Source organism: Streptomyces sp. NPDC016562 (assembly GCF_043076955.1).
Lineage (GTDB): Bacteria > Actinomycetota > Actinomycetes > Streptomycetales > Streptomycetaceae > Streptomyces.
On record NZ_JBIBRZ010000002.1, the window covers coordinates 18,405 to 42,836 of the forward strand.

Genomic DNA, 24,432 nt, shown 5'->3' on the forward strand with positions numbered 1-24,432 from the left:
AGGGGATCTGACGGGGCGTCAACTGGGCGGACGGGGCTCCTCGTACACGTGCCAGCGGGTGACCAGCCCGTCCTGGACGGTGGCGGTCCAGTGGGCGGGTCCGGCGAGCCGGGGCTCGGAGCACTCGGAGCGGCCGGCGGCGCTGACGACGTCGTGGTGCGCGACCACCGAGGTGAAGACGTTGCGGTAGTCGGGGAAGGCGGCGAAGAAGCTCCGCCAGGCGTCGAGGCAGGCCTGCTTGCCCGCGAGGACGGTCCCGGCCGCGTCGACGAAGGTGTGGTCCTGTGACATCAGGGCGGCCAGGCCGTCGAGGTCGTGGGCGGTGATGCGGTCGTTGAAGGCCAGTACGGCCGCCCGGGGGTCGCCGCCCACGGGGCCGCTCTGGCAGCGGGGGCACCAGTACGTGGGGCGGTCGTCCTGCGGGGCCTCGCGGATCGCCGCGCCGCAGCGCAGGCAGGGCCGGTGGGCGCGACCGTAGACGAAGAGTTCCTGGCCGGGCCGGCGGATTCCGGTGGTGTTGCGGGGATGGTGGCCGGGGCCGATGTTGGCGGCGAGCAGGCGGTGCGCGGCGCCCGGGATCTTGACGAGGGTGGCCGGGGGGACGTCGCCCACGGGCGTCCAGGGGGTGACCCGCGCCATGAAGCAGAGCTCGGCCTTGTAGACGTTGCCGATCCCGGCGAGGTTGCGCTGGTCGAGCAGGGCCTCGCCGAGGGGGCGCTCGGGGGCGGAGCGCAGGTTGGCGACGGCGCGGTCGGGATCCCAGTCGGGGCCGAGGAGGTCGGGGCCGAGGTGCCCCACGGCCCGGTCCTCCTCGGCGGTGCGCAGCAGTTCCAGGACGGGCAGGCGGTAGCCGACCGCCGTGTACTGCGCGGTGCCGAGCACGGCCCGGATCTCGTGGGCGGGGCCGCCGTGCCAGCGCTCGCCGGTGGCGAAGACCTGCCAGGCGCCGTCCATGCGGAGGTGGCTGTGCAGGGTCAGCCCGCCCTCGATCCGGGCCAGGAGGTGCTTGCCGCGCGGTACCACCTCCAGGACGGTCCGGCCGGTGAGGTCGGTGGTGGCCAGCCGTGGCACGCGCAGGTCGCTGCGGGTGAGCGGGCGGCCGGCCAGGGCCGCGTGCAGCCGGTCAGCGGCGCGCCGGACGCTGTCTCCTTCGGGCATGTCCTCATTGTGCGCGTGCGGTGCTGTGCGTGCGGTGGTGCGCGCCGTGGTGTGCGTGCCGTGGCGCGCGTGTGCGGCGCGGCGGACCGCGCCGGTCGCGGTCGCGGTCTTCAATGGCCCGTGGGCCGTCACGGGTCCTGAGGCGAGCGCGGGCGGCAGCCGCCCGAACGGGAAGGGAGCACCGGCATGAAGGTCGCAGTCCTCGGAACCGGCGGCGGAGGCCGGGCGCACGCCGCCAGGCTGCTGGGACTCGGTCACGAGGTGTACGTCGGCACCCGGGACTCCGAGGTCACCCTCAGCCGCAACGAAACCGACTTCATGGGCATCGACCCCTTCGGACAGTGGCTCGCCGAGCACCCGGGGATCGAGCTCCTGAACTTCGACGCCGCCGCGAGCGCCGCCGACTTCGTCATCAACGGGATCGACGGGGCGAACGCGGTGCGCGTGCTCAGCGGCATCGGTGAGCACCTGGCGGGCAAGACCCTCATGGACTACGCCGTCCCCTTCGTCTACAACCCCGAGCAGGCCCACCCCTGGCCCACGCCCTGGGGAGTGATGCCCGCGCTGGACCCGGTGGACCACGACAGTCTGGGCGAGCGGATCCAGCGCGCCCTCCCGGCGGTCAGGGTGGTCAAGGCCTGCGTGACCCAAGAGCAGGAGACCGCCGTCGACCCGAAGGCCGTGGCCGGAGGGGACCACACGATGTTCATCGCGGGTGACGACGACGAGGCCAAGGCGCAGGTCACCGAGCTGCTGAGGGCCTACGGCTGGCGGGACGTCCTCGACCTCGGTCCCCTCGTCTCCGCGCGCGGCATGGAGATGTACACCCACCTGCACAGCGCGATCCAGTTCGCGCTGGGCGGCGGCCGGTTCGGCATCAAGGTGATGCGCTGACGGGGAGCTTGGGCGGGACACGGCGAGCCCCCGCGGCGGGGCGCCGTCGCGGGGGCTCGTGGTGGCAAGGGTGGAGGGCCTTCAGAGGCGGCCCGTTACTTCCAGGTGAGGGGCTTGCCGTTGCTCAGGCTGTTGTAGGGGTTGCCCCAGTACTGGGCGCCGACCACCTTGGTCTGTGCGGACGGGGCCAGGGCGATGGCGCAGCCGGCCTGGCTCTGGCCGTTGGTGAAGCCCTTCGGCAGCGAGTCGTCCTTGCACTTCTCGAACTTGCCGATGACCGCGACGCCCTGCGCCTCGCTGCCGTCCGGGAGCAGGCCCTTGATGTGGCCCACCGAGGAGTACGACAGGTCGGTGGTGCCGACGTTCTTGACCGTGTAGCGGACGTAGTACGGGATCATCCCCTTCACCTTGTCGCCGAGGTTCAGCGAGTCCAGGTCGGAGGGGTTGCCCTGCTCGACCGTGGTGACGGTGAGGGCGATCGTGCCGCCCTTGTTGTTGCCGTAGTCGAACGGGACCGTGGCGGTCTCGCCGAGCTTGAACGCCTGACCGGACTTGGCGGTGCCCGCGGCCCCGGCGGGGGCCTCGCTGCCGCCGGCCGACGGGCTGGCCGGGGCGCTGGAGGCGGCGCTCGGGGTGCCGGCGCCGGCGGACTGGCTCGGCGGCGCCGGAGCCACTTCTTCGTTTCCGTTCTTGCAGCCGGTCAGGGCCAGGGTGCCGGCGACTGCCAGGGCGACCGCGCCCAGGGTGGTTCCACGCATGCTGATGGTGCTCACTCTTCTGTCCCCCATGACGGTGCATCGTCTGTGTGATGCCTGTGATCATCTTGATAAGGGATGAATAAGCGCCCGTTCCAGCCCAGGTGGCCCTTGGCGACGGTCTTGTGACATGCCCAAGACATCAGCGGAACAGGTGATGCCGTTTCGTGGCGGTCAGGAGCGCAGACGCAGTCCTCTCGGTGTCGCGTGGAAACCGGACGCCTCCAGAGCCGGCCCGAGCGGGGACGTGAGGGAGGCCGCCGCATTGATCCGCTCCACCGTCAGGGCCGGGAGGGTGCCCGCGCGGGAGGCGGCCGCCAGGGCCGTCACGGCCGCGGCCAGGCGGGGATCACCGGCCTCCGGCCAGGCGAGCAGGGTCTTGCCGCCGCGCTCCAGATACAAGGTGAGCTCGCCGTCGACCAGCACCACCAGCGAGCCCGCCTTGCGGCCCGGCTTGTGGGTGGCCCCCGCCGGGGGCTCCGGCCAGGGCAGGGCCGCGCCGTACGCGTTCGCCGGGTCAGCGGCCGCCACGACCACCGCCGCCAGCGGGGGCGGGGTCCGCTCGGCCGCCCGGAGCCGGTCCACGGCGCCGTCCATCGCGAACTGCGCCGCGCCCAGCCCCTCGACCACATAGCCCCGCCGGGCCTGCCCGCTGTCCTCGAAGGCCGACAGGACGCGGTACACCGCACTGAAGCCGCCCTCCACGCCCTCCGCGGCGACCGCCCCTCGGGTCACCACCCCGTGCCGGTCCAGCAGGGTGCGGGCCAGGGCGTGGGCCCGGTGGGTCGGGTCGGGGGCCGCGGACGGCAGCAGCGACCAGCGCCCGGAGACCGTGGGCGGGCCCGTACGGGACGCCGTCGCGCTGAGCGTGCCGTACCGGCCCCGGGGGACCGTGCGCCGGGCCCGGTGCGCGGTGGAACCGGCGGTGCGGCCCGAGCCCAGCAGCGCGCGCAGCGGGGCCAGGGTGTCGTTGGTGAGCCGGCCCGACCAGGCCAGGTCCCACACGGCCTCGGACAGCGCGAGGTCGGAGGCCTCGGGGAACTCGGCGCGGACCGCCTGCGAGATCTGCCGGAAGAACAGGCCGTAGCCGCCCGCGAGGGAGGCCAGGACCGCCTGGTGGAGGGGGCTCTGCTCCAGCGGGTGCGGCGGGGGCAGGAGCAGCGGGGCCGCCTCCGCCAGATAGAGGGAGATCCATCCGTCCTTGCCCGGCAGTGCCCCGGCGCCCGCCCAGATCACCTCGCCCGTGGTGGTCAGCTCGTCCAGCAGGCCGGGGGAGTAGCCGGCCACCCGCGACGGCAGGATCAGCCGCTCCAGCGCCGAGGCCGGGACGGGGGCGCCCTGGAGCTGCTCGACCGCCCGGGCCAGGCCGTCGAGGCCGCGCAGGGCCCCGCCCAGGTGCTGCCACTGCGGGAGGAACGTGGCCAGCGCGGTCGGCGGGACCGGCTCCAGCTCCTGGCGCAGCGCGGCGAGCGAGCGGCGACGGAGCCTGCGCAGCACCGTGGCGTCGCACCACTCCTGGCCGATGCCCGCCGGGTGGAACTCGCCCTGGACCACCCGGCCGGCCGCGGCGAGCCGGTGCAGGGCGCCCTCGGTCACCGCCGCGCCCAGGCCGAAGCGGGCGGCGGCGGTGGCCGTGGTGAACGGCCCGTGGGTGCGGGCGTACCGGGCCAGCAGGTCCCCCAGCGGGTCCTTGACCGGCTCGGTGAAGGCCTCCGGGACCCCGACCGGCAGCGCCGTGCCCAGCGCGTCCCGCAGCCGGCCCGCGTCCTCGATCGCCGCCCAGTGGTCCGCGCCGCCGACCCGGACCAGGATGGCGCGGCGGGCCGCGGCGAGCTCCTGCGGCCAGGCCGGATCCGCCCCGCGCTCGACGAGCTCGCCCTCCGTGAGGGGGCCGAGCATGCGCAGCAGGTCGGCGACCGACTCGGGGTCCTTGGCCCGCCGGTCCTCGGTGAGCCACTGGAGCTCGCGCTCCAGCTCCTCCAGCACCTGCGCGTCCAGCAGCTCGCGCAGCTCGGCCTGCCCCAGCAGCTCGGCCAGGAGCCGGGAGTCCAGCGACAGCGCGGCCGCCCTGCGCTCGGCGAGGGGCGAGTCGCCCTCGTAGAGGAACTGGGCGACGTACCCGAAGAGGAGGGAACGGGCGAAGGGGGAGGGCTCCGGGGTGGTGACCTCGACCAGGCGGACGCGGCGCGCCTCGATGTCGCCCATCAGCTCGGTCAGGCCGGGCACGTCGAAGACGTCCTGGAGGCACTCGCGTACGGCTTCCAGCACGATCGGGAACGAACCGAACTCCGAGGCCACCTGCAGCAGTTGGGACGCACGCTGGCGCTGCTGCCACAACGGGGTGCGCTTGCCCGGACTGCGGCGCGGCAACAGCAGGGCGCGGGCCGCGCACTCGCGGAAACGGGAGGCGAACAACGCCGAGCCGCCCACCTGGTCGGTGACGATCTGGGTGATGTCACCGTGGTCGAAGGCGACGTCGGCCGCGCCCAGCGGGGCCTGCTCGTCGTCGAACTCGAAGGCGGGGGCTCCGGCGGGGTCGTGGTCCAGGAGGTCCATGGACAGCAGGTCGGCGTCCGGCAGGCGCAGCACGATGCCGTCGTCGGCGTGCATCACCTGCGCGTCCATGCCGTACTTCTCGGCGAGGCGGGCGCCCAGCGCCAGCGCCCACGGGGCGTGCACCTGCGCGCCGAAGGGGGAGTGGACCACGACCCGCCAGTCGCCGAGCTCGTCGCGGAAGCGCTCCACGACGATGGTCCGGTCGTCCGGGACGTGACCGCAGGCCTCGCGCTGCTCCGCCAGATACGCCAGCACGTTCTGCGCGGCCCAGGCGTCCAGGCCCGCCGCCAGCAGGCGCAGCCGGGCGTCCTCCTCGGACAGGCCGCCCAGCTCGCGCAGGAACGCGCCCACCGCGCGGCCCAGTTCGAGCGGACGGCCCAGCTGGTCGCCCTTCCAGAACGGCAGCCTGCCCGGCACCCCCGGGGCGGGGGTGACCAGGACGCGGTCGCGGGTGATGTCCTCGATGCGCCAGGAGGTGGTGCCCAGGGTGAAGACGTCCCCGACCCGGGACTCGTACACCATCTCCTCGTCGAGCTCGCCGACCCGGCCCCCGCCCTTCTTCGGGTCCGAACCGGCCAGGAAGACACCGAAGAGCCCGCGGTCCGGGATGGTGCCGCCGGAGGTCACCGCCAGGCGCTGGGCGCCCGGCCGCCCGGTGATCGTCCCCGCCACCCGGTCCCACACCACCCGGGGCCGCAGCTCCGCGAACGCGTCCGACGGATAGCGGCCCGCCAGCATGTCCAGCACCGCCGTGAACGCGGACTCCGGCAGCGCCGCGAAGGGGGCCGCCCGCCGCACCAGGGCGATCAGGTCGTCCAGCTGCCAGGTGTCCATCGCGGTCATCGCGACCAGCTGCTGCGCGAGGACGTCGAGCGGATTGGAGGGGATCCGCAGGGACTCGATCGAGCCCGTGCGCATCCGCTCGGTGACCACCGCCGCCTGCACCAGGTCGCCGCGGTACTTGGGGAAGACCACGCCCGTGGAGACGGCGCCCACCTGGTGGCCGGCGCGGCCCACCCGCTGGAGGCCGGAGGCCACCGACGGCGGGGACTCCACCTGCACCACCAGGTCCACCGCGCCCATGTCGATGCCCAGCTCCAGACTGGAGGTGGCGACCACGGCGGGCAGCCGGCCCGCCTTCAGGTCCTCCTCCACCAGCGCCCGCTGCTCCTTGGACACCGAGCCGTGGTGCGCGCGGGCCAGCAGCGGCGGCGCGCCCTGCGCGGCGCCCGACTGGGCCATGACCTGCGCCGGGGACGCCCCCTCGGGCAGCTTCTCGCCGACGGCGCGCTCGTAGGCGATCTCATTGAGCCGGTTGCACAACCGCTCCGCGAGACGGCGGGAGTTGGCGAACACGATCGTCGAGCGGTGGGCCTGCACCAGGTCCGCGATCCGCTCCTCCACATGCGGCCAGATCGACGGCCTGTCGCCGCCCTCCTTGCCCTCGGTGGCGGGCGAGCCCCCCAACTCGCCCATGTCCTGCACCGGGACGACCACCGACAGGTCGAACTCCTTGGTGGAGGGCGGCTGGACGATCTCCACCCTGCCGCGCGGCGCGAGGTACCGGGCCACCTCGTCCACCGGCCGGACCGTCGCCGACAGCCCGATCCGGCGCGCCGGGCGCGGCAGCAGCTCGTCCAGCCGCTCCAGGGACAGGGCCAGATGGGCGCCCCGCTTGGTCCCGGCGACCGCGTGCACCTCGTCCAGGATCACCGTCTCGACCCCGGCCAGGGCGTCACGGGCCGCCGAGGTCAGCATCAGGAACAGCGACTCGGGCGTGGTGATGAGGATGTCCGGCGGGCGCGTGGCCAGCGCCCGGCGCTCGGCCGGCGGGGTGTCGCCGGAGCGGATCCCGACCCGGATCTCCGGCTCGGGCAGGCCCAGGCGGACGGACTCCTGGCGGATGCCGGTCAGCGGGCTGCGCAGATTGCGCTCCACGTCCACGGCCAGGGCCTTCAGGGGCGATACGTACAGGACGCGGCAGCGCTTGCCCGGCTCGGCCGGCGGCGGGGTCGAGGCGAGCTGGTCGAGGGCGGCGAGGAAGGCCGCCAGGGTCTTGCCGGAGCCGGTGGGCGCGACGACGAGCACGTCCGAGCCCTCCGCGATGGCCCGCCAGGCGCCCTCCTGGGCGTCGGTGGGCCTGACGAAGGCCCCCGTGAACCACGAGCGGGTCGCGGGGGAGAACGAGTCGAGTGCAGCTCCTGCCATGCCCCCATCGTGCACCCGGCCACTGACAACGGGCCGGACCTGGGAAGACCTGGGCGAACGCGCGTCACGGGCGGAGCGCAGAATGGGGGGATGGGGACGGACGAGGGGCGCCGGGAGTGGGCACGGCACTGGCAGTACGCGCAACTGCCCGGGCTGGACCTGCTGCGCGCGCACTACGTACGCCACACCTTCCCCCGCCACGCCCACGACGGGTACGTCATCGCGGCGGTCACCGGGGGCATCGAGGAGGTCGGGCTCCCCGGCGGCACGGTACGGGCCGGGCCGGACAGCGTGGTCCTGATCAACCCCGAGGTGCCGCACAGCGCCCGCGCCGGGGCGCCCGAGGGCTGGGCCTACGCCACCCTCTACCCCTCCCGCGACCTGATCGCCGAGGTCGCCGACGAGATCGCCACCCTGCGCGGCACCCCCGGCTTCACGGCCGACGTGGTCCCCGACCCGCAGGGCGCCCGGACGATCACCGAGGTGCACCGGGCCGCCGAGGCCGGGAACGCACTGGCCGCCGACACCTTGCTGCGGGGCGCGGTCGCCCGCATGCTCAGCCGGCACGCGGGCCCGCTGCCCGCGCGTACGGTCCGCGGCGCGGGCGGCGCCGACGCGGCCCGGGCCCGCGGCGTCCTGGAGGAGCGGATGGCCGACCCGCCGTCGCTGGAGCAGCTCGCGGCGGAGCTGGGCACCAGCCCCTTCGCCCTGCTGCGGGCCTTCCGCGAGCGGTACGGGATGCCGCCGCACACCTGGCTGACCGACGCCCGGGTCCGCCGGGCCCGCCGGCTGCTCGACGCGGGCATCCTGCCGGCGGAGGCCGCCGTGACGGTCGGCTTCACCGACCAGCCGCACCTGAACCGGCACTTCACCCGCATCGTGGGCGTCCCACCGGGCGCCTACCGCCGGGAGCGGGCCTGAGGCCCGTCGTGGCCCCCGTCCCCGCACCGGGTGCGCGCAAGAACGTACAAGACGGCCCGTCCGGCCCCGCATAGGTTCGGCGTGTGGGAGAACAGCGGATGGTCACGGAGCCAGAGACACGAGGGACAGCCGGGCGGCCGCGCGCGGCCGTCATCAGGGACGCGCTCGGAGTCGGGGTGGCCGTCGGGCTGTCCGGCTTCGCCTTCGGGGTGACCGCCGCCGGCGCCGGGATCAGTACCCTCCAGGCCTGCGTGCTGAGCCTGCTCGTCTTCACCGGGGCCTCGCAGTTCGCCCTGGTCGGGGCGCTCGCCGCGGGCGGGAACCCGTTCACCGCCGCCGCCGGGGCCTTCTTCCTCGGGACCCGCAACGCCTTCTACGGGCTGCGGCTGTCCCAGCTGCTCGCCCTGCCCCGCGCCGTACGGCCCTTCGCCGCGCACTGGGTGATCGACGAGACCACCGCCGTGGCCCTGGCGCAGGACGGCCGCAGGTCGGCCCGGCTCGGCTTCGCCGTCACCGGCCTCAGCCTGTACGTCCTGTGGAACCTCACCACCCTGCTCGGCGCGCTCGGCGCCGAGGCCATCGGGGACACCCGGGCGTGGGGGCTGGACGCCGCCGGGCCCGCCGTGTTCCTGGCCCTGCTCGCGCCCATGCTGAAGACCTCCACCGAGCGGGCCGTCGCCGCCCTGGCGCTCGTCCTCGGCCTGGGGTTCCTGCCCGTACTGCCCGCCGGGGTGCCCGTCCTGACCGCGGCCCTGGCCGCCCCCGTCGTGCTCTGGATGAAGGGACGCCGCCCGTGAACGGCATGACCGGCATGAACGTCTGGATCGCCATCGCCCTCACCGTCGTCGGCTGCTACGCCGTCAAGCTCGCCGGGCTGCTCGTCCCCGCCGGGGCCCTGGAGCGGCCGGTGGTGCGCCGCCTGGCCGGGCTGCTGCCGGTCGCGCTGCTCGCCGCGCTCACCGCCCAGCAGACCTTCAGCACCGGCCACGCGCTCGTACTCGACGCCCGCGCCGCCGGGCTCGCCGCCGCCGGGGCCGCCCTGCTGCTGCGGGCTCCGTTCCTGGTCGTGGTCGCGGCCGCCGTCCTCGTCACCGCGGGGGTACGGGCCCTGGGCGGCTGAGCGCCGGGGCCGGCAGGCGGCCGTACGCCCGCAGCGTCAGCAGCGCCTCCAGGGTGGCGATCGGCCGCCGCTCCAGCGAGCTCCCCGGCGCCCAGGCCCTGCGGTGGACCGGCCACCCGCCGTCGGGCTCCTGCCGGGCGGCCAGGAAGTCCAGCGAGCGGTCCATCTCCTCGTCGGTGAACCAGCCGCGCGCCAGCGACTCGGGCCGCCGCGCGAAGTCGTACGGGAACAGCTGCTCGCCCGGCGCGCAGCCGGGAGCGGGCGGGTACTCCTCGGGCCGCTCCGGATCGAGCACCGCCAGTCTCCGCTCGCGCACGAGCCGGCCCAGCCGGTCCGCGGCCGCCGCCGCCCGCGGCCGGTCGGGGACGCCGTCGAGGAAGACCACCGCGCTCTGCACCTCGTACGGATGCCAGTGGCGCAGGCCCTCGATCCGGTCCCAGCAGAAGTCCGTGGCCCGGAAGAGCCAGGCGTGCCAGACCCGGTTGCGGTGCAGCACGCCCACGACGGGGCCCGTGGTCAGCAGCTCGCCCGGCGGGTCGTCGTGCACCGGGTGGTAGGGGGCCGCGGGGTAGGCGCGCGGGGCCGGGAAGACCACCGGGAGCGCGCCGTCCGCGGTGGACATCCGGGTGAGGTGGCGGCAGAGCCGCTCGATGCGCTGGCCGGCGCAGCGGCCCAGGCTGTCCAGGACGCGCAGGGCGTGCGCGGTGTGCAGCGGCTGGCTGAGCGGACCGCGCAGGTCCGGATCGAGCGCGTGGCCGTAGCCGCCGTCGTCGTTGAGGTACGAACCGAGGGCGGTGTCCACGGGGTCGGCGTCCCCGCCGAGGAAGTGGTACGCGAACCGCCGCTGCTCCAGCACGCGGGCCGTGAGCCAGATGAACTGCTCGGCGCGGGCCAGCGGCGTCGGCGGGGTGGGAGCGGAAGCTTCGTCTCCGGGCATGCGTGCAACGTAGGGCGCGGCGGTGCGGCGAGGAGGGCCGAACGCGGCCGGTGCACTCTCCCGGGGCGGGATACTGGGGGCATGCGGTTGACGATTTTCTGGGAGCGGATGGCCGAGCACTTCGGTGCGGCCTACGCCGAGTCCTTCGCGCGGGACCACGTCATGGCGGAGCTCGGCGGCCGGACCGTCTACCAGGCGCTGGAAGCGGGCTGGGAGACCAAGGACGTGTGGCGCGCGGTGTGTTCGGCGATGGACGTGCCGGCCCGGCTGCGCTGAGGCCAGCGCGCCCGGGCAGGCCACAGGGCCTGCCGGACAGGGCGCGCGTGCGGGCCGTACCGCCCGTGGGACACACTGGGCGGCGTGGCAGCCAGTGATGAGACGACGACCCACGCCCCGACACCCCCGCAGGCCGGGTCCGCGGGGCCCGGCAGCCCACCGCAACCGGTGGACCACGCCGGAGCCGACGCGCGGATGCCGCGCTGGCTGCCGCGCGCCGTGGTGCTGGTACTGGCCCTCGTCGCCTGCTTCCAGCTCGGCAGCTGGGCCTTCCACCAGCTGATCGGGCTGCTCGTCAACATCCTGATCGCGTTCTTCCTCGCGCTCGCGATCGAACCCGCGGTGTCCAGGATGGCGGCCCACGGCATGCGCCGCGGGCTCGCCACCTTCCTGATGTTCCTCGGGGTGTTCATCGCGGTCGCCGGCTTCCTCACCCTGCTGGGCTCGATGCTCGCCGGGCAGATCGTCGAGATGGTGGAGGGCTTCCCGCGCTACCTCGACTCGGTGATCAAGTCGGTCAACGCCACCTTCCACACCGAGTTCTCCCGGCTGGACATCCAGGAGAGCCTGCTGCGCTCCGACTGGCTGCGCACGTACGTGGAGAACAGCGCGACCGGCGTGCTCGACGTGTCCGCCACGGTGCTCGGCGGCCTCTTCAAGCTGCTGACGATCGGGCTGTTCTCCTTCTACTTCGCCGCCGACGGACCGCGGCTGCGGCGCGCGCTGTGCTCCGTACTGCCGCCCTCGAAGCAGTCCGAGGTGCTGCGCGCCTGGGAGATCGCCGTCGCCAAGACGGGCGGCTACCTCTACTCGCGCGGGCTGATGGCGCTGATCTCCGGCATCGCGCACTACATCCTGCTGGTGATCCTCGAAGTGCCGTACGCGCCCGCGCTCGCCGTGTGGGTGGGGCTGGTCTCCCAGTTCATCCCCACCATCGGCACCTATCTCGCGGGCGCGCTGCCGATGCTGATCGCCTTCACCGTCAACCCCTGGTACGCGCTGTACGTGCTGGGCTTCGTGGTCATCTACCAGCAGTTCGAGAACTACGTCCTCCAGCCGAAGCTGACCTCGAAGACCGTGGACATCCATCCGGCGGTGGCCTTCGGATCGGTCATCGCCGGCACCGCCCTGCTCGGTGCGGTCGGGGCGCTCATCGCGATCCCGGCCGTCGCCACGCTGCAGGCCTTCCTCGGCGCGTACGTGAAGCGCTACGAGCTGACGAAGGACGCGGACGCCTCTACTGCCCGCCAGCGGCGCCGAGTACGGTGGCCAAGGTGGTGGTGACGGTCGCCTCGGCGGCCTCCTTGGTCACCCCGAGGCCGCTCAGCGGGCCCTCGCCGTGCTCCAGTTCCAACAGCGCGAGCAGGATGTGCTCGGTGCCGACGAAGTCGTGACCCAGGCGCAGCGCCTCGCGGAAGGTGAGCTCCAGGGCCTTCTTCGCGGACGCGTCGAAGGGGATGAGGTCGGGGACCTCCGCACTGGCCGGGGGCAGTACGGCGGCCACGGCGGCGCGCACCTCGTCGGCGGACGCTCCCTGGGCGCGCAGGGCGATGCCCGCGATGCCCTCCGGTTCGGCCAGCAGGCCCAGGACCAGGTGCTCGGTGCGGATCTCGGTGCCGCCCGCGGCGCGGGCCTCGTTCTGGGCGGTCATGACGACGTTGCGGGCGCGAGGGGTGAACCGGCCGAAGCCCTGCTGGGGGTCGAGGCCGGGGTCGCCCTCCTTGTCGGCCTTGGGGACGAAGCGCTTCTGGGCGGCCTGGCGGGTGACGCCCATGCTCTTGCCGATGTCGGTCCAGGAGGCCCCGGAGCGGCGGGCCTGGTCGACGAAGTGACCGATGAGGTGGTCGGCCACGTCGCCGAGGTGCTCGGCGGCGACGACCGCGTCGCTGAGCTGCTCCAGCGTGTCGGTGTGGACCTTCTTGATGGCCTCGATGAGGTCGTCGAGGCGTACCGGGTTGGTCATGCGAACGGGTTCCACGGAAGGGTTCGTCATGGGTGCAACCCTAGGTTGACAGCCGCTGCACTGTCAACCCAGGGTTGTCACTAGGGGGCGGCCGGCGCCGCCCGCAGGTCGGCGCCTACGAAGCCGGCGCCGTGCCTCCGGCCTTCGAGAACTTCTCCCACTGAGCCGTCACCACCTCCTCCGGCACCCCGCCGAAGTCCTTCGTGTCGATGGCGTCCGACCGGAAGGAGAGCGTCACCGGCCCGGAGCGGATCACCGTCAGGTACTTGTAGAGCGAGATGTTCCGGTCCTTCACGTCCTGGACGACGATCCGGTACGCGAGCGCCTCGTCCCCGAGCGCGGGAGCCTTGACCGGCTCCACCTTGAGGATCTTCGCCTCCGCGAGCGCGCGGTCCTCGGTGTATCCGCCCGCGCACTGGCGGCCCGCCTCGGCCAGGGCCTTCACGGCCGAGGCCGCGCCCCCGTCCTTGTAGGAGCGCAGCAGGATCTCGGTCCCGACGGCCTGCCACTCGCCGGGCACGTCGGTCTTGGCGTACGCCTGGGCCGTGTGGCCCGCCTTGCCGAGGCCGGTCAGCGGCTGGCAGGCCGCGGGCCGCGCGTCGTACAGCTCGCTCATCGGCTCGTCCAGGAGCGGCTCGGAGGCCTCGTACCGGCCCGCCTTGTCGCCCGGGGCGAGCGCGAAGGCCTTGAGGCGCTCGGCGCCCGGTCCGGCCGCGGCGGATCCGGTGCCCGCCCCGGTGCTCGCGCCGGCGCTCGTGCTCGCGGCCGGGCCCGTGCCGGACGGCGCCCCGCCCTCCTTGCCGCCCCCGCAGGCCACGGCGCCCGTCAGGACGACCGCCACGCCGGCCGCGACCGCCGCCGTACGGCGCGTCTTGCTGTTCCCCACCCTGTTCACGTACTGCCGTCCCCTCAAGGTCCGTCGAAGCCCTGATTGTGCGGGACCGGCGGGCGCGGCGGGCGTCCGGGGGCCCGCGATGCCATGCTGGGGACGAGACACGGAGGTCGCGATGGGGTGCTACACCGACCGGGTCCTGCCGCGGATCATCAACCTGGCCTGCGGGGCCAAGACGTCGCAGCCGCTGCGGCGCCGGGTCTGCGACGGCCTGGAGGGTGAGGTCGTCGAGATCGGCTTCGGCACCGGCCACAACGTCCCCTTCTACCCGCGGGACCTCACCGGTGTGGCCGCGATCGAACCCTCCGACCTCAGCTGGAGGCTGGCCCGCGACCGCGTCAGGGCCTCGCACGTCCCGGTGCGACGGGCCGGTCTCGACGGCCAGTCGCTGCCGTTCGCGGACGACAGCTTCGACTCCGCCCTGTCCACGTGGACGCTGTGCACCATTCCGGACGTCCTGGCGGCCCTGCGCGAGGTGCGGCGCGTGCTCAAGCCCGGCGGCACCCTGCACTTCATCGAGCACGGACTGGCCCCGGAGGGCGACTGGCGGGTGCGCCGCTGGCAGCGACGGCTCGAACCGCTGAACATGCGGCTCCTCGGCGGCTGCCACCTCACCCGGTCCGCCCCGGACCTGCTGACGACCGCCGGCTTCACGGTCACGGCGCTCGACGTCTTCTACGAGGAGGGGCCGAAGATCTGGTGCGCCGACTCCCTCGGCACCGCGCTCTCCCTCTGACGCGGGTGGGCGTGGCGCGCTTGACAGGGAAATCGAACATCCATTCTGATGAGTTATCCACAGCCGGAACGGGCGTGGAGGCGCATTGTCAGTGGCAGGCATTAGCGTCAATGGCGTGAAGCGATCGACTCAAGCAAACCGGGTGGAACCCATGGCAGGCACCGACCGCGAGAAGGCTCTCGACGCCGCTCTCGCACAGATTGAACGGCAATTCGGCAAGGGTGCGGTCATGCGCCTCGGCGACAAGCCGAACGACCCCATCGAGGTCATCCCGACCGGGTCGACCGCGCTGGACATCGCGCTCGGTGTCGGCGGGCTGCCCCGCGGCCGCGTGATCGAGGTGTACGGGCCGGAGTCCTCCGGTAAGACGACCCTGACCCTGCACGCCGTGGCCAATGCGCAGAAGGCCGGCGGCACCGTCGCCTTCGTGGACGCCGAGCACGCGCTCGACCCCGAGTACGCCAAGGCCCTCGGCGTCGACACCGACAACCTCATCCTGTCGCAGCCGGACACCGGCGAGCAGGCGCTGGAGATCGTGGACATGCTCGTCCGCTCCGGCGCGCTCGACCTCATCGTCATCGACTCCGTGGCGGCCCTCGTGCCGCGTGCGGAGATCGAGGGTGAGATGGGCGACTCGCACGTGGGTCTGCAGGCCCGTCTGATGAGCCAGGCGCTGCGGAAGATCACCGGTGCGCTCAACCAGTCCAAGACCACCGCGATCTTCATCAACCAGCTCCGCGAGAAGATCGGTGTGATGTTCGGCTCGCCGGAGACCACCACCGGTGGCCGCGCGCTGAAGTTCTACGCCTCCGTCCGCCTCGACATCCGCCGCATCGAGACCCTGAAGGACGGCACGGACGCGGTCGGCAACCGCACCCGGGTCAAGGTCGTCAAGAACAAGGTCGCGCCGCCGTTCAAGCAGGCCGAGTTCGACATCCTCTACGGCCAGGGCATCAGCCGCGAGGGCGGCCTGATCGACATGGGCGTGGAGCACGGCTTCGTGCGCAAGGCCGGTGCCTGGTACACGTACGAGGGCGACCAGCTCGGCCAGGGCAAGGAGAACGCCCGCAACTTCCTGAAGGACAACCCGGATCTCGCCAACGAGATCGAGCGGAAGATCAAGGAGAAGCTGGGCGTGGGGGTCCGCAAGGACGCCGCCGCCACCGCCGAGGCCGCCGCCGACGCGACCGACACCGCGGCCGCTGCCGTGCCCGCCCCGGCGTCGAAGGCCAAGACGACGGCCAAGGCCGCCGCAGCCAAGAGCTGACCCGTGCGGGAGCAGGAGGAGGGCGGCGAGCGCCGGGGAGGCCGTGAGGCCCGCCCGGAGCTGCCGCCCCAGAGCCCCGAGGAGCAGGCGCGGGCGATCTGCCTGCGCCTGCTCACGGGGAGCCCGCGCACCCGGCGCCAGCTCGCGGACGCCCTGCACAAGCGGGGCATCCCCGAGGAGGTGTCGCAGCAGGTCCTCTCCCGGTACGAGGAGGTGGGCCTGATCGACGACGCCGCCTTCGCCGGCGCCTGGGTCGAGTCCCGCCACCGCGGCCGGGGCCTGGCCCGTCGGGCGCTCGCCCAGGAGCTCCGGACCAAGGGGGTGCACGCCACCCTCGTGGAGGAGGCCCTGGAGCAGCTGGACTCCGAACAGGAGGAGCAGACCGCCCGGGAGCTCGTGGAGCGCAAGCTCCGCGCCACCCGGGGCCTGGAGCGCGACAAGCGGATCCGGCGCCTCGCCGGGATGCTCGCCCGCAAGGGGTACCCGGAGGGTATGGCCCTGCGGGTGGTCCGGCGTGCCCTGGAGGCGGAGGGCGAGGACGCCGACGACCTCGGGTGACCGGCTGAGCGGTACGGGGGAGAGGCAGCCAGCCCGGCAGCGGGCCCCGGACCGGGGCAGGGGGTGTCCGGCACCTCGGGGTGGGGGTAGCCCCCGGGTGGGGACGCCGGGGTACGCCAATGTCACCGGGCGCGCCCGGCCGCAGAGTTGGCTCCATGATGCTGCGTTACGCCCTTCGGACCGTCAGACACCGCAAGGCCGGTTTCCTCGGTGCCTTCCTCGCGCTGCTGTGCGCGGCCGCCCTCGTCACCGCCTGCGGGACGCTCCTGGAGACGGGACTGCGCGGAAGGATCGGCACCGAGCGGTACGCGGCCACGCCGGTCCTCGTCTCCGCCGACCAGAACGTCCACCAGACCACGGTCAAGGCGAAGAAGGGCAAGGCGAAGACGAAGCACAAGGCCAAGCCCGTCGCCGAGCGGGCCTGGCTCCCCGCCTCCACCGTGGACGCGGTCCGTGCCGTGCCCGGCGTCGAGCGGGCCGTGCCCGAGCTCACGTTCCAGGCGGTCCCCCTGGCCGAGACCCCCGGCGGGCGCAAGCCCTCGTACGGGCACGCCTGGAGCTCGGCCGCGCTCACCCCCTTCACGATCGCGGAGGGCCGCGCCCCCCAGGGCGCCGGCGAGGTCGTCGTCGACCGTGCGCTGGCCGCCCGGGCCGGCCTGCGGCCCGGCTCCGAGCTCACCGTGCAGTCCACCGGCGAGCCCAGGACGTACCGGGTGAGCGGGGTCGCGCAGAGCGCCCGCGGCGACCTCGTCCACCAGAGCGCGCTCTTCTTCAGCGACGACGAGGCCCGGCGGCTCGCCGCCCGTGACGGGCAGGTCAGCGCCATCGGGGTGCTGCCCGCGCCCGGCGTCGACCCCGGACAGCTCGCCCACCGGGTCGAGCACGCCCTGAAGAACACCAGCGCCCCGACCACCGCCCCGACCACCGCGCGGGTCAGCACGGGGGACGGGCGCGGACCCGTCGAGTTCCTCGACGCCGCCGGCGCCCGGATCAAGCTCGTCTCCATGGGCGGCGCGATGGGCGGCACCTCGCTGCTCGTCGCGATCCTCGTGGTCGTCGGCACCTTCTCGCTCTTCGTCCAGCAGCGCTACCGGGAACTCGCCCTGCTGCGGGCCATCGCCGCCACCTCCGGGCAGGTGCGCCGGATGATCGGCCAGGAGGCGCTGCTCGTCGGCCTGGCCGCCGGCGTCACCGGGGCGCTCGCCGGGCTGCCGCTCGCCGCCTGGCTGCACGGCCGGTTCGTCGACGGCGGGGTCGTCCCCGTCACCCTGGAGCGCACCGCCGGCGTCGCCCCCATGGTCGCCGCGGTTGGGGCCAGCCTGTTCGGCGCCTGGGCCGCCGCGTGGATCACCGGGCGGCGGATCTCCCGGATCCGCCCGGCCGAGGCACTCGCCGAAGCCGCCGTCGAGCGGGGCGGGCCGCGCTGGACCCGTACCGCCCTCGGCCTGCTCCTGCTGGCCGGTGGCACGGTGCTGGTCGTCGTGCTCGGCTCGCTGCGCACCGAGCCGGCGTCGACCCCGGTCACCTTCCTGGCCGTGGTGGTCCTCGCCGGGGCCGTCTCACTGCTGGGCCCGCTGCTCGTACGGGGCGCCACCGCGCTGCTCGCCGGTCCGCTGCGGCAGGCCGGTCCGGCGGGCCGCCTGGCCACCGCGAACCTGCGCGGGAACGCCACCCGGATGGCGGGCGCCGTCACCCCGCTCGCGCTGCTGGTCGGCATGACCTGCACCGTGCTGTTCATCACCCCGACGCTCGGGGACGCCGCCCGGGCGCAGGCCCGTGACGGGATCCGGGCCGACTGGGTCCTGGCCGCGCAGGGTCCCGGCGTGACGCGGGAGGCCGCCGAGCGGATCCGGCGTACCCCCGGGGTCACGGCGGCCACCGAGATCGTGCACACCTCCGTGCGGGTGGGGCTGACGAAGTACGCCGCGCAGGGCGTGAGCACGGCAGGCCTGACCCGGACCTGGGACCCCCAGGTCACCGGCGGGAGCCTGGACGGGTTCGGGGAGGGCATGGCGGCGGTGAGCGAACTGGCCGCCGACCAGCTGGGCCTGAAGCCCGGGAGCCCGCTCAAGCTGACGCTGGGGGACGGCGCTCCCGTCACCCTGACGGTCCAGGCCGTGTACGCGCGCGGCCTGGCCTTCGGGGACCTGACCCTGCCGCACGGGCTGGTGGCCGCGCACGCGGACAACCCCCTCGCCGCCAGTGTGCTGCTGGCGGCGCAGCCGGGCCCGGGCACGGGGCGGGAGCAACTGGCGGCGGCGCTGAAGGGGTTCCCCGACGTGCGGGTGCTGTCCGCGGCGGACGCCGACGAGGTGCGCGCGCGGCGGCAGGACGCCGGGGCGGAGATCAACCTCCTGGCGATGGGGCTGGTCCTGGCCTTCACCGCGATCGCGGTGGTCAACACGCTGGCGATGTCGACCGCCGAGCGGTTCCGGGAGTTCGCGCTGCTGCGGCTGGCCGGGGCACAGCGCCGGCAGGTGCTGCGGATGCTGCGGGCCGAGGCGCTGGGGGTGCTCCTGATCGGGGCGGTGCTGGGCTCGGGGATCGCGCTGGCCGTACTGACCGCGTTCAGCGTGGGCATGACCGGGGCGGCGGCGCCGGCGGTGCTGCCCGTCGCCTACGCGGTGGTGCTCGGGGTGGGCGGGCTGCTGGCCCTGGCGGCCACCGCCCTCGCGGGCCGGGTGGCCCTGCGGGTACGGCCGGTCGACGTGGCCTCACCCACGTCCTGAGCCCGGCCCCCGGGGCGTGAGGCGTGGCCGGGTGGGGCGCCCCCACCCGGCCACGCGTTCAGGAAAGCGGCAGGCCGGCCGCCCTCCACGCCTGGAATCCGCCCGTCAGGTCCGTAGCGCGGTGGAGGCCCAGGGCGTGGAGGGAGGCCACGGCCAGGCTGGACGCGTAGCCCTCGTTGCAGATCACCACCACGTGGAGGTCGTGGCCGGTGGCCTGCGGGGCGCGGTGGCTGCCCTGGGGGTCCAGGCGCCATTCCAGTTCGTTGCGCTCGACCACCAGCGCGCCCGGGATCAGCCCGTCGCGCTCGCGCAGCGCCTGGTAGCGGATGTCCACCAGCAGGGCGCCGGCCCGCGAAGCGGCGTACGCCTCCTGCGGACCGAGACGGGTGTAGCCCGCGCGGACCCGCTCCAGCAGCTCGTCGATTCCCGTCGGGGCGCTCACTGCCAGTCCGCCGGACGCTCGACGTGGACGAGGCCGAGCACCGGGCCGCTGCGGCTGAAGCGGCGGATCAGGGGGAGCGGCGGGTAGTAGGCGTGTACGGAGACCGCGTGTTCGGCCGGGGACTCGTTGAGGACCTCGTGCACGTGGTGCTGCCCGAAGGCCCGCCCGGCGCCCGCGTCCAGGGTGAGGGTGCGGTCCACGCCGGCAGCCAGCTCCAGCGAGGTCCAGCCCTGCGCGGGAAGGCGTACGGCCAGGGAGCGTTCGGTCAGCCGGCCCCGGGCGGTGGCGAACGCGCCGCGCGATTCGGCGTGGTCGTGCCAGCCGGTGCCGGTCCCCGGCGGCCAACCGATCAGCCAGGCCTCGCTGCCGCCCGGCCCCTCCAGCCGGATCCAGGTGCGGCCCTCGGGGTCGAGGGGCAGGGACCCCACGATCTGCGGGTCGGCCGCCGTGCGGAGGGCGAAGTCGAGGAGTTCGGCGGCGGTGGGGCCGGCGGTGAGCACGGGCTCGGCGGTGTACGCGGGTGCAGACATGAAGGGGGACCGTCCTGGGTTCGCGGAAGTGCGCGCAGGCCGGAGACCGGCACGGGGCGCGCGGAGGTGAGGGCGAATCAGCAGGAAGGACGACACACGCAGCCCGCGTAGCGGAGCAGGTCCATATGGACCCTCCGCCACAGGCGCACGTCGTTGCCGGTCATTTCGCGAGTGAACCACGGACCGCGGGAGACGGTCAATCGACCACCGCGGTCGGTGTCGGGGACGGCGCCGCCGCCCGGGACTCGGGCGCGCCCGCCCGGACGGCGTCCGCCGCCTCGTACAGCTCCGCGGGGCGGACCCCGGCGAAGGTCGCCGCCAGGTGCCCGTCCGGCCGGACGAGTAGCACGGTGTGCGCCGGGGCCCCCGGGTAACGGTCCGCCACCAGCAGGTCGGTACGGACCGGCAGGGCGCTGACCGCCGCCGCCAGGCGGGGCATCAGCCCGGCGCCGAGCCAGTGGCGCCGGTCCCAGACCCCGGTGCCCGGGGCGACCAGGACCACCAGCAGCCGGCCCTGCCCGAGCAGGTCGCGCAGCGGCACGGTCGACCCGTCGGGCGCGGTCACCGGGACGTTCGCCACCGGACCGCCCGGCTGCGTGGCCGTCGGGACCTCGCGTACGGCCACCGGCGGGGCGTACGTCGGCTCCCCGCCCAGGGGGCCGCGCCCCAGGTGGCCGTCGGTGAGCAGGATCTCGGCGGAACGCGCGGCCCCGGGGAGGTAGGTGCGCAGCCCGCTCCCGGCCCGCAGTGCCGGCATCGCCTGGTCGGCCGCGCGCAGCCGGCCCGCGACGGCCGTGCGCCGCTCGTCCTCGTAGCTGTCGAGCAGGGCCTCGGAGGCGCCCTGGTGCCAGGCCAGCGACAGCTTCCACGCCAGGTTCTCGGCGTCCCGGAGGCCCTCCCCGACCCCCTGGGTGCCGAGCGCGCCCAGCAGGTGCGCGGCGTCCCCGGCGAGGAAGGCGCGGCCGTCGCGCCAGCGCCGGGCCAGGCGGTGGTGCAGGGTGTACACGCCGGTGTCGAGGAGGTCGTACGGGGGAGTCGTGCCGCCGCACCACACCGCGAGGGTGTCCCGGACGAGGGTCACCAGCGCGTCGGGGGTCACCAGGTCCCCGCGCGGCGCGAGCAGCCAGTCCAGCCGCCACACCCCGTCGGGCAGGGGCCGGGAGGTGACCTCCTCGGGGCCGGACGGCGGGCTGCGGTGCAGCAAGGCCTCGCCGGGCCACGGCAGTTCGGTGCGCAGCGCGGCCACCGCGTGCCGCTCCACGGCGGTGCGGCCGGGGAAGCGGATGCCGAGCAGCTTGCGCACGGTGGAGCGGGCGCCGTCGCAGCCGACCAGGTAACTCCCGCGCCACCACGTGGTCTCGGCGCCCCGGGTGTGCGCGGTGACCCCCCGCTCGTCCTGCTCCAGGGTGTCCAGCTTGCTCTCGGTGACCAGTTGGACGAGCGGGTGCGCGGTCGCGGCGTCGCGCAGCCCCCGGGTCAGGGCGTGCTGCGGCAGGTGCAGCGGGGCCGGGTGGTCCTCGAAGGTGATCCGCTGGGCGGGCCGGCCGCGCCGCACGGTGCGCCAGGCGGCGTAGTACGCCCCCTCGTCGCGCAGCGTCGTACAGCCCAGCCGGTGCGCCATGGCCGCCGTGTCGCCGTGCAGGACGACCGAACGGGCCGGGCGGGGTTCCTCCTTGCCGGGCCCCTCGTCGAGCACGATGCAGGGCACGCCCTGGCCGGCCAGGGCGAGGGACAGGGATAGCCCGACGGGCCCCGCGCCGACGACGATCACCGGGTCCATGGCGCGGCTCCCGATGTCCGGTATGTGATCACAGAACGTATGCAACCCACTGGAGGTGCCTGCGTCAAGTGACGCCGGTCCTGACAACGCCGTGTGGTGCGGCGGAACGAGTCCGCCGCACCACACGTGTCACGCCAGTGTACTGACCCGGTGTCAGGGGGCCTCGCCCACGCCGGCGGCGCCGCCCGCGTCGACTTCGGCCACGTCACCGGCGACGACCGCGCCGGTGCCCTTGGTCGACTTCCGCTGCCGGCCTTCCAGCCAGGAGGCGAAGGTGGTGAGGGCGAAGTTGACCAGGATGAACAGCAGTGCGATCACGAACAGGGCCGCGATGGGGTTGCTGTAGTTCGCCGAGATCTGCCGGTTCATCGACATGAGCTCGGCCAGACCCAGGAGCGCGCCGCCCAGCGCGGTGTCCTTCAGGATCACCACGAGCTGGCTGACCAGGGCCGGCAGCATCGCCGTGACGGCCTGCGGGATGAGCACGTAGGCCATGGTCTGGCCCTTGCGCATGCCGATCGCCTTGGCCGCGTCCGTCTGGCCGGAGGGCAGGGAGAGCACGCCCGCCCGGACGATCTCGGCGATGACGGCCGCGTTGTAGAGGACCAGGCCCGTGACCACGGCGTAGAGCGGCCGGACGTCCGAGGGGACGCCGGTGAACTGCACGTAGAGCTGGTAGCCGAAGAGCATCAGCATCAGGACCGGGATGGCGCGGAAGAACTCCACGACCGTGCCCACCGGTACCCGTACCCAGGCGTGGTCGGACAGGCGGCCGATGCCCAGCAGGGCGCCCAGCGGGAGCGCGATCACCATGGAGATCGCGCCGGCCTTCAGGGTCTCCAGCAGGCCGGGGATCAGGAAGGTCGTCCAGATCTGGCTGTCGGTGACGAACGGGCTCCACTTGTCGGCGTCGAGCTGGTTCTTCTCCGCCATGAGGGACAGCGCCCACCACAGGGCGAGACCGAGCAGCACGACGAAGACGCCGGTGTACAGCCAGTTGCGGGCCTTGGCCTTGGGGCCGGGGGTGTCGTACAGCACGGAGGTCATCGCTTCACCGCCACTCGCTTGGCCACCCAGCCCAGGAGCAGGCCGGTGGGCAGGGTCAGCAGGACGAAGCCGAGGGCGAAGACCCCGAAGACCGCGAAGAGCGCGTCCGCCTCGTTCTCGACCATTTCCTTCATCAGCAGGGCCGCTTCGGCCACGCCGATGGCCGCCGCCACCGTGGTGTTCTTGGTGAGGGCGATCAGTACGTTGGTGAGCGGTGCGACGACCGCCCGGAAGGCCTGGGGGAGCACGATCAGCGTGAGCACCTGGAAGAAGCTCAGGCCCAGCGCGCGGGCCGCCTCGGCCTGGCCGACGGGCACCGTGTTGATGCCCGAGCGGATCGCCTCGCACACGAAGGTGCCGGTGTAGGCGATGAGCCCGAGGACCGCGAGCCGGAAGCCGATGTCCTTGAAGGTGGAGGCGCCCAGCTCGATGCCGAGGGTCTGGTTGAGGCCCAGCGAGCAGGCGATGATCAGTACGGTCAGCGGCGTGTTGCGGACCACGTTGACGTAGACCGTGCCGAAGCCCCGCAGCAGCGGGACCGGGCTGACGCGCATCCCGGCCAGGACGGTGCCCCAGATCAGAGATCCGGCCGCCGAGTAGAGGGTGAGCTGAACCGTCACCCAGAAGGCTCCGAGCAGGTCGTACTGCCCGGACTCAAGAAAATCGAACACGATGCCCTGCGCTCTCCCCAGGATGGCCGGTGAGGTGCGCCGCCGCCCGTGACAGGCGGGCGGCGACGCCCCTCACCGATGAATCAGCTGCCTTCGGTGATCTGCGGGGCAGGCTCGCTCTTGTAGTTGGCCGGGCCGAGGTTCTTCTGCACGGCCGCCTCCCAGGCGCCGTCCGCGACCATCTTCTTGAGCGCGGCGTTGATCTTGGTCTGGAGCTCCTTGTCGCCCTTCTTCAGACCGATGCCGTAGTTCTCGTTGCTCAGGCTCAGCCCGACCAGCTTGAACTTGCCCTTGTTCTTCTCCTGCGCCGCGTAGCCCGCCAGGATCGAGTTGTCCGTGGTCAGGGCGTCGACCTTCTTGTTCTCCAGACCGGTCAGGCAGTCGGAGTAGCCGCCGAGCTCCAGCAGGTCGGCCTCGGGGGCCAGCTTGGTCTTGACGTTCTGCGCCGAGGTGGAGCCGGTGACCGAGCAGAGCTTCTTCTTGTTGAGGTCCTCCGCCTTGGTGATGGAGGTGTCGTCGGCACGGACCAGCAGGTCCTGGTGCGCGAGGAAGTACGGGCCGGCGAAGTCGACCTTCTCCTTGCGCTTGTCGTTGATCGAGTACGTGGCCACGACGAACTTCACGTCGCCGTTCGCGATGAGGTTCTCGCGCTCGGCGCTGATGGCCTGCTTGAACTCGATCTGGTCGGGCTCGTAGCCGAGCTCCTTGGCCACGTAGGTGGCGACGTCGACGTCGAAGCCCGTGTACTTGCCGTCCGGGGTCTTCAGGCCCAGGCCGGGCTGGTCGAACTTGATACCGACGACGATCTTGTCCTTGCCGCCACCGGTCGAGCCGGTGCCGCTGCTCTTGTCGCTGCTGCCGCCGCAGGCGGTCGCGGTCAGGGCAAGGGCGACGGCGACGGCCGCGGCCGCAGCGGCCTTGGAGATCTTCATGGTGAACTTCCCTCGGATGAGACGTTGTTGAACGACGAGCGACGCTTACGGCGCATGCAC

General features: G+C 73.7%; 23 protein-coding genes and 1 pseudogene. 10 read left to right on the forward strand and 14 right to left on the reverse strand.

From position 1 onward, the window contains the following. Positions 1 to 18: 18 nt before the first annotated feature. Entirely contained in the window at positions 19 to 345 is a 327-nt protein-coding gene (locus ACF059_RS08150) for a nuclear transport factor 2 family protein (protein WP_392056511.1), read from the reverse strand. Then, positions 305 to 1,158: pseudogene (locus ACF059_RS08155) on the reverse strand (Fpg/Nei family DNA glycosylase); the annotation flags it as partial. The gene ACF059_RS08150 and the pseudogene ACF059_RS08155, both read right to left, overlap by 41 nt. A gap of 186 nt (positions 1,159 to 1,344) precedes the next feature. Between ACF059_RS08155 and ACF059_RS08160 the strand changes: the two are divergent. Beyond that, on the forward strand, positions 1,345 to 2,052 hold the full coding sequence (locus ACF059_RS08160; RefSeq protein WP_392053188.1) for an NADPH-dependent F420 reductase: 708 nt from the start codon (positions 1,345 to 1,347) through the stop codon (positions 2,050 to 2,052). 95 nt (positions 2,053 to 2,147) lie between these two features. Here the strand turns inward: ACF059_RS08160 and ACF059_RS08165 are convergent, their stop codons facing one another. Together ACF059_RS08165 and ACF059_RS08170 are read right to left on the reverse strand one after the other, a co-directional pair. Next, positions 2,148 to 2,810 carry a hypothetical protein gene (locus tag ACF059_RS08165; RefSeq protein WP_392053191.1) on the reverse strand — a complete coding sequence of 221 codons (663 nt, stop codon included), beginning with the start codon at positions 2,808 to 2,810 and terminating at the stop codon, positions 2,148 to 2,150. Positions 2,811 to 2,981: 171 nt separating this feature from the next. Continuing rightward, on the reverse strand, positions 2,982 to 7,571 hold the full coding sequence (locus ACF059_RS08170) for an ATP-dependent helicase (protein ID WP_392053194.1): 4,590 nt from the start codon (positions 7,569 to 7,571) through the stop codon (positions 2,982 to 2,984). A 90-nt stretch (positions 7,572 to 7,661) separates the two neighbouring features. Between ACF059_RS08170 and ACF059_RS08175 the strand changes: the two genes are divergently transcribed. The 3 genes from ACF059_RS08175 (at position 7,662) to ACF059_RS08185 (ending at position 9,612) form a co-directional block, all read left to right on the forward strand. Then, positions 7,662 to 8,492 carry an AraC family transcriptional regulator gene (locus tag ACF059_RS08175; RefSeq protein WP_392053198.1) on the forward strand — a complete coding sequence of 277 codons (831 nt, stop codon included), beginning with the start codon at positions 7,662 to 7,664 and terminating at the stop codon, positions 8,490 to 8,492. A 98-nt stretch (positions 8,493 to 8,590) separates the two neighbouring features. Further along, positions 8,591 to 9,289 (forward strand): AzlC family ABC transporter permease, encoded by a 699-nt coding sequence (locus tag ACF059_RS08180; RefSeq protein ID WP_392053200.1) that lies wholly within the window; start codon positions 8,591 to 8,593, stop codon positions 9,287 to 9,289. Positions 9,290 to 9,303: 14 nt separating this feature from the next. Then, the gene (locus ACF059_RS08185; protein WP_392056514.1) at positions 9,304 to 9,612 is read left to right on the forward strand and encodes an AzlD domain-containing protein; all 309 of its coding nucleotides are present in this window, start codon (positions 9,304 to 9,306) and stop codon (positions 9,610 to 9,612) included. Here ACF059_RS08185 and ACF059_RS08190 read toward each other — a convergent pair. Continuing rightward, positions 9,581 to 10,549, reverse strand: a complete 969-nt coding sequence (locus ACF059_RS08190) for a hypothetical protein (RefSeq protein ID WP_392053203.1) — start codon at positions 10,547 to 10,549, stop codon at positions 9,581 to 9,583. The two genes, ACF059_RS08185 and ACF059_RS08190, sit on opposite strands and share 32 nt — an antisense overlap. Positions 10,550 to 10,630: 81 nt before the next feature. Here ACF059_RS08190 and ACF059_RS08195 point away from each other — a divergent pair, with 81 nt between their 5' ends. Together ACF059_RS08195 and ACF059_RS08200 are read left to right on the forward strand one after the other, a co-directional pair. After that, complete coding sequence (locus tag ACF059_RS08195; protein ID WP_361950580.1) at positions 10,631 to 10,825, forward strand: DUF3046 domain-containing protein; 195 nt, start codon at positions 10,631 to 10,633, stop codon at positions 10,823 to 10,825. An 84-nt stretch (positions 10,826 to 10,909) separates the two neighbouring features. Beyond that, on the forward strand, positions 10,910 to 12,109 hold the full coding sequence (locus tag ACF059_RS08200) for an AI-2E family transporter (protein ID WP_392053207.1): 1,200 nt from the start codon (positions 10,910 to 10,912) through the stop codon (positions 12,107 to 12,109). On the opposite strand, the gene ACF059_RS08205 is transcribed toward ACF059_RS08200, so the two are convergent. Together ACF059_RS08205 and ACF059_RS08210 are read right to left on the reverse strand one after the other, a co-directional pair. Then, positions 12,063 to 12,818, reverse strand: a complete 756-nt coding sequence (locus ACF059_RS08205) for a Clp protease N-terminal domain-containing protein (protein ID WP_392053209.1) — start codon at positions 12,816 to 12,818, stop codon at positions 12,063 to 12,065. The two genes, ACF059_RS08200 and ACF059_RS08205, sit on opposite strands and share 47 nt — an antisense overlap. Positions 12,819 to 12,903: 85 nt before the next feature. Beyond that, the gene (locus ACF059_RS08210; RefSeq protein WP_392053212.1) at positions 12,904 to 13,683 is read right to left on the reverse strand and encodes a hypothetical protein; all 780 of its coding nucleotides are present in this window, start codon (positions 13,681 to 13,683) and stop codon (positions 12,904 to 12,906) included. Between the two features lie 112 nt (positions 13,684 to 13,795). On the opposite strand from ACF059_RS08210, the gene ACF059_RS08215 reads away from it, so the two are divergent. The 4 genes from ACF059_RS08215 (at position 13,796) to ACF059_RS08230 (ending at position 18,970) form a co-directional block, all read left to right on the forward strand. Continuing rightward, positions 13,796 to 14,416 (forward strand): class I SAM-dependent methyltransferase, encoded by a 621-nt coding sequence (locus ACF059_RS08215; protein ID WP_392053215.1) that lies wholly within the window; start codon positions 13,796 to 13,798, stop codon positions 14,414 to 14,416. Positions 14,417 to 14,567: 151 nt separating this feature from the next. Next, the gene (recA, locus tag ACF059_RS08220; protein WP_360892588.1) at positions 14,568 to 15,683 is read left to right on the forward strand and encodes a recombinase RecA; all 1,116 of its coding nucleotides are present in this window, start codon (positions 14,568 to 14,570) and stop codon (positions 15,681 to 15,683) included. Between the two features lie 3 nt (positions 15,684 to 15,686). Next, positions 15,687 to 16,241 carry a recombination regulator RecX gene (gene recX, locus ACF059_RS08225; protein ID WP_392053218.1) on the forward strand — a complete coding sequence of 185 codons (555 nt, stop codon included), beginning with the start codon at positions 15,687 to 15,689 and terminating at the stop codon, positions 16,239 to 16,241. Between the two features lie 155 nt (positions 16,242 to 16,396). Next, positions 16,397 to 18,970, forward strand: coding sequence for an FtsX-like permease family protein (locus tag ACF059_RS08230; protein ID WP_392053221.1), 2,574 nt, complete (start codon positions 16,397 to 16,399; stop codon positions 18,968 to 18,970). 58 nt (positions 18,971 to 19,028) lie between these two features. On the opposite strand, the gene ACF059_RS08235 is transcribed toward ACF059_RS08230, so the two are convergent. From ACF059_RS08235 to ACF059_RS08265, 7 genes are all read right to left on the reverse strand, one after another. After that, the gene (locus ACF059_RS08235) at positions 19,029 to 19,418 is read right to left on the reverse strand and encodes a rhodanese-like domain-containing protein (RefSeq protein WP_392056517.1); all 390 of its coding nucleotides are present in this window, start codon (positions 19,416 to 19,418) and stop codon (positions 19,029 to 19,031) included. Beyond that, positions 19,409 to 19,942, reverse strand: coding sequence for a cysteine dioxygenase (locus ACF059_RS08240; protein ID WP_392053224.1), 534 nt, complete (start codon positions 19,940 to 19,942; stop codon positions 19,409 to 19,411). The genes ACF059_RS08235 and ACF059_RS08240 overlap by 10 nt, the downstream gene beginning before the upstream one ends. A 77-nt stretch (positions 19,943 to 20,019) precedes the next feature. Then, on the reverse strand, positions 20,020 to 20,106 hold the full coding sequence (locus ACF059_RS08245; protein WP_311318651.1) for a putative leader peptide: 87 nt from the start codon (positions 20,104 to 20,106) through the stop codon (positions 20,020 to 20,022). Between the two features lie 32 nt (positions 20,107 to 20,138). Next, on the reverse strand, positions 20,139 to 21,722 hold the full coding sequence (locus ACF059_RS08250; RefSeq protein WP_392053227.1) for an FAD-dependent monooxygenase: 1,584 nt from the start codon (positions 21,720 to 21,722) through the stop codon (positions 20,139 to 20,141). Between the two features lie 153 nt (positions 21,723 to 21,875). After that, complete coding sequence (locus ACF059_RS08255) at positions 21,876 to 22,769, reverse strand: amino acid ABC transporter permease (protein WP_392053230.1); 894 nt, start codon at positions 22,767 to 22,769, stop codon at positions 21,876 to 21,878. After that, a complete protein-coding gene (locus ACF059_RS08260) occupies positions 22,766 to 23,440 on the reverse strand; it encodes an amino acid ABC transporter permease (RefSeq protein ID WP_392053233.1) in 675 nt (224 codons plus the stop codon). The genes ACF059_RS08255 and ACF059_RS08260 overlap by 4 nt, the downstream gene beginning before the upstream one ends. Before the next feature lie 83 nt (positions 23,441 to 23,523). After that, positions 23,524 to 24,372, reverse strand: coding sequence for a glutamate ABC transporter substrate-binding protein (locus ACF059_RS08265; RefSeq protein ID WP_361949388.1), 849 nt, complete (start codon positions 24,370 to 24,372; stop codon positions 23,524 to 23,526). Positions 24,373 to 24,432: the final 60 nt, after the last annotated feature.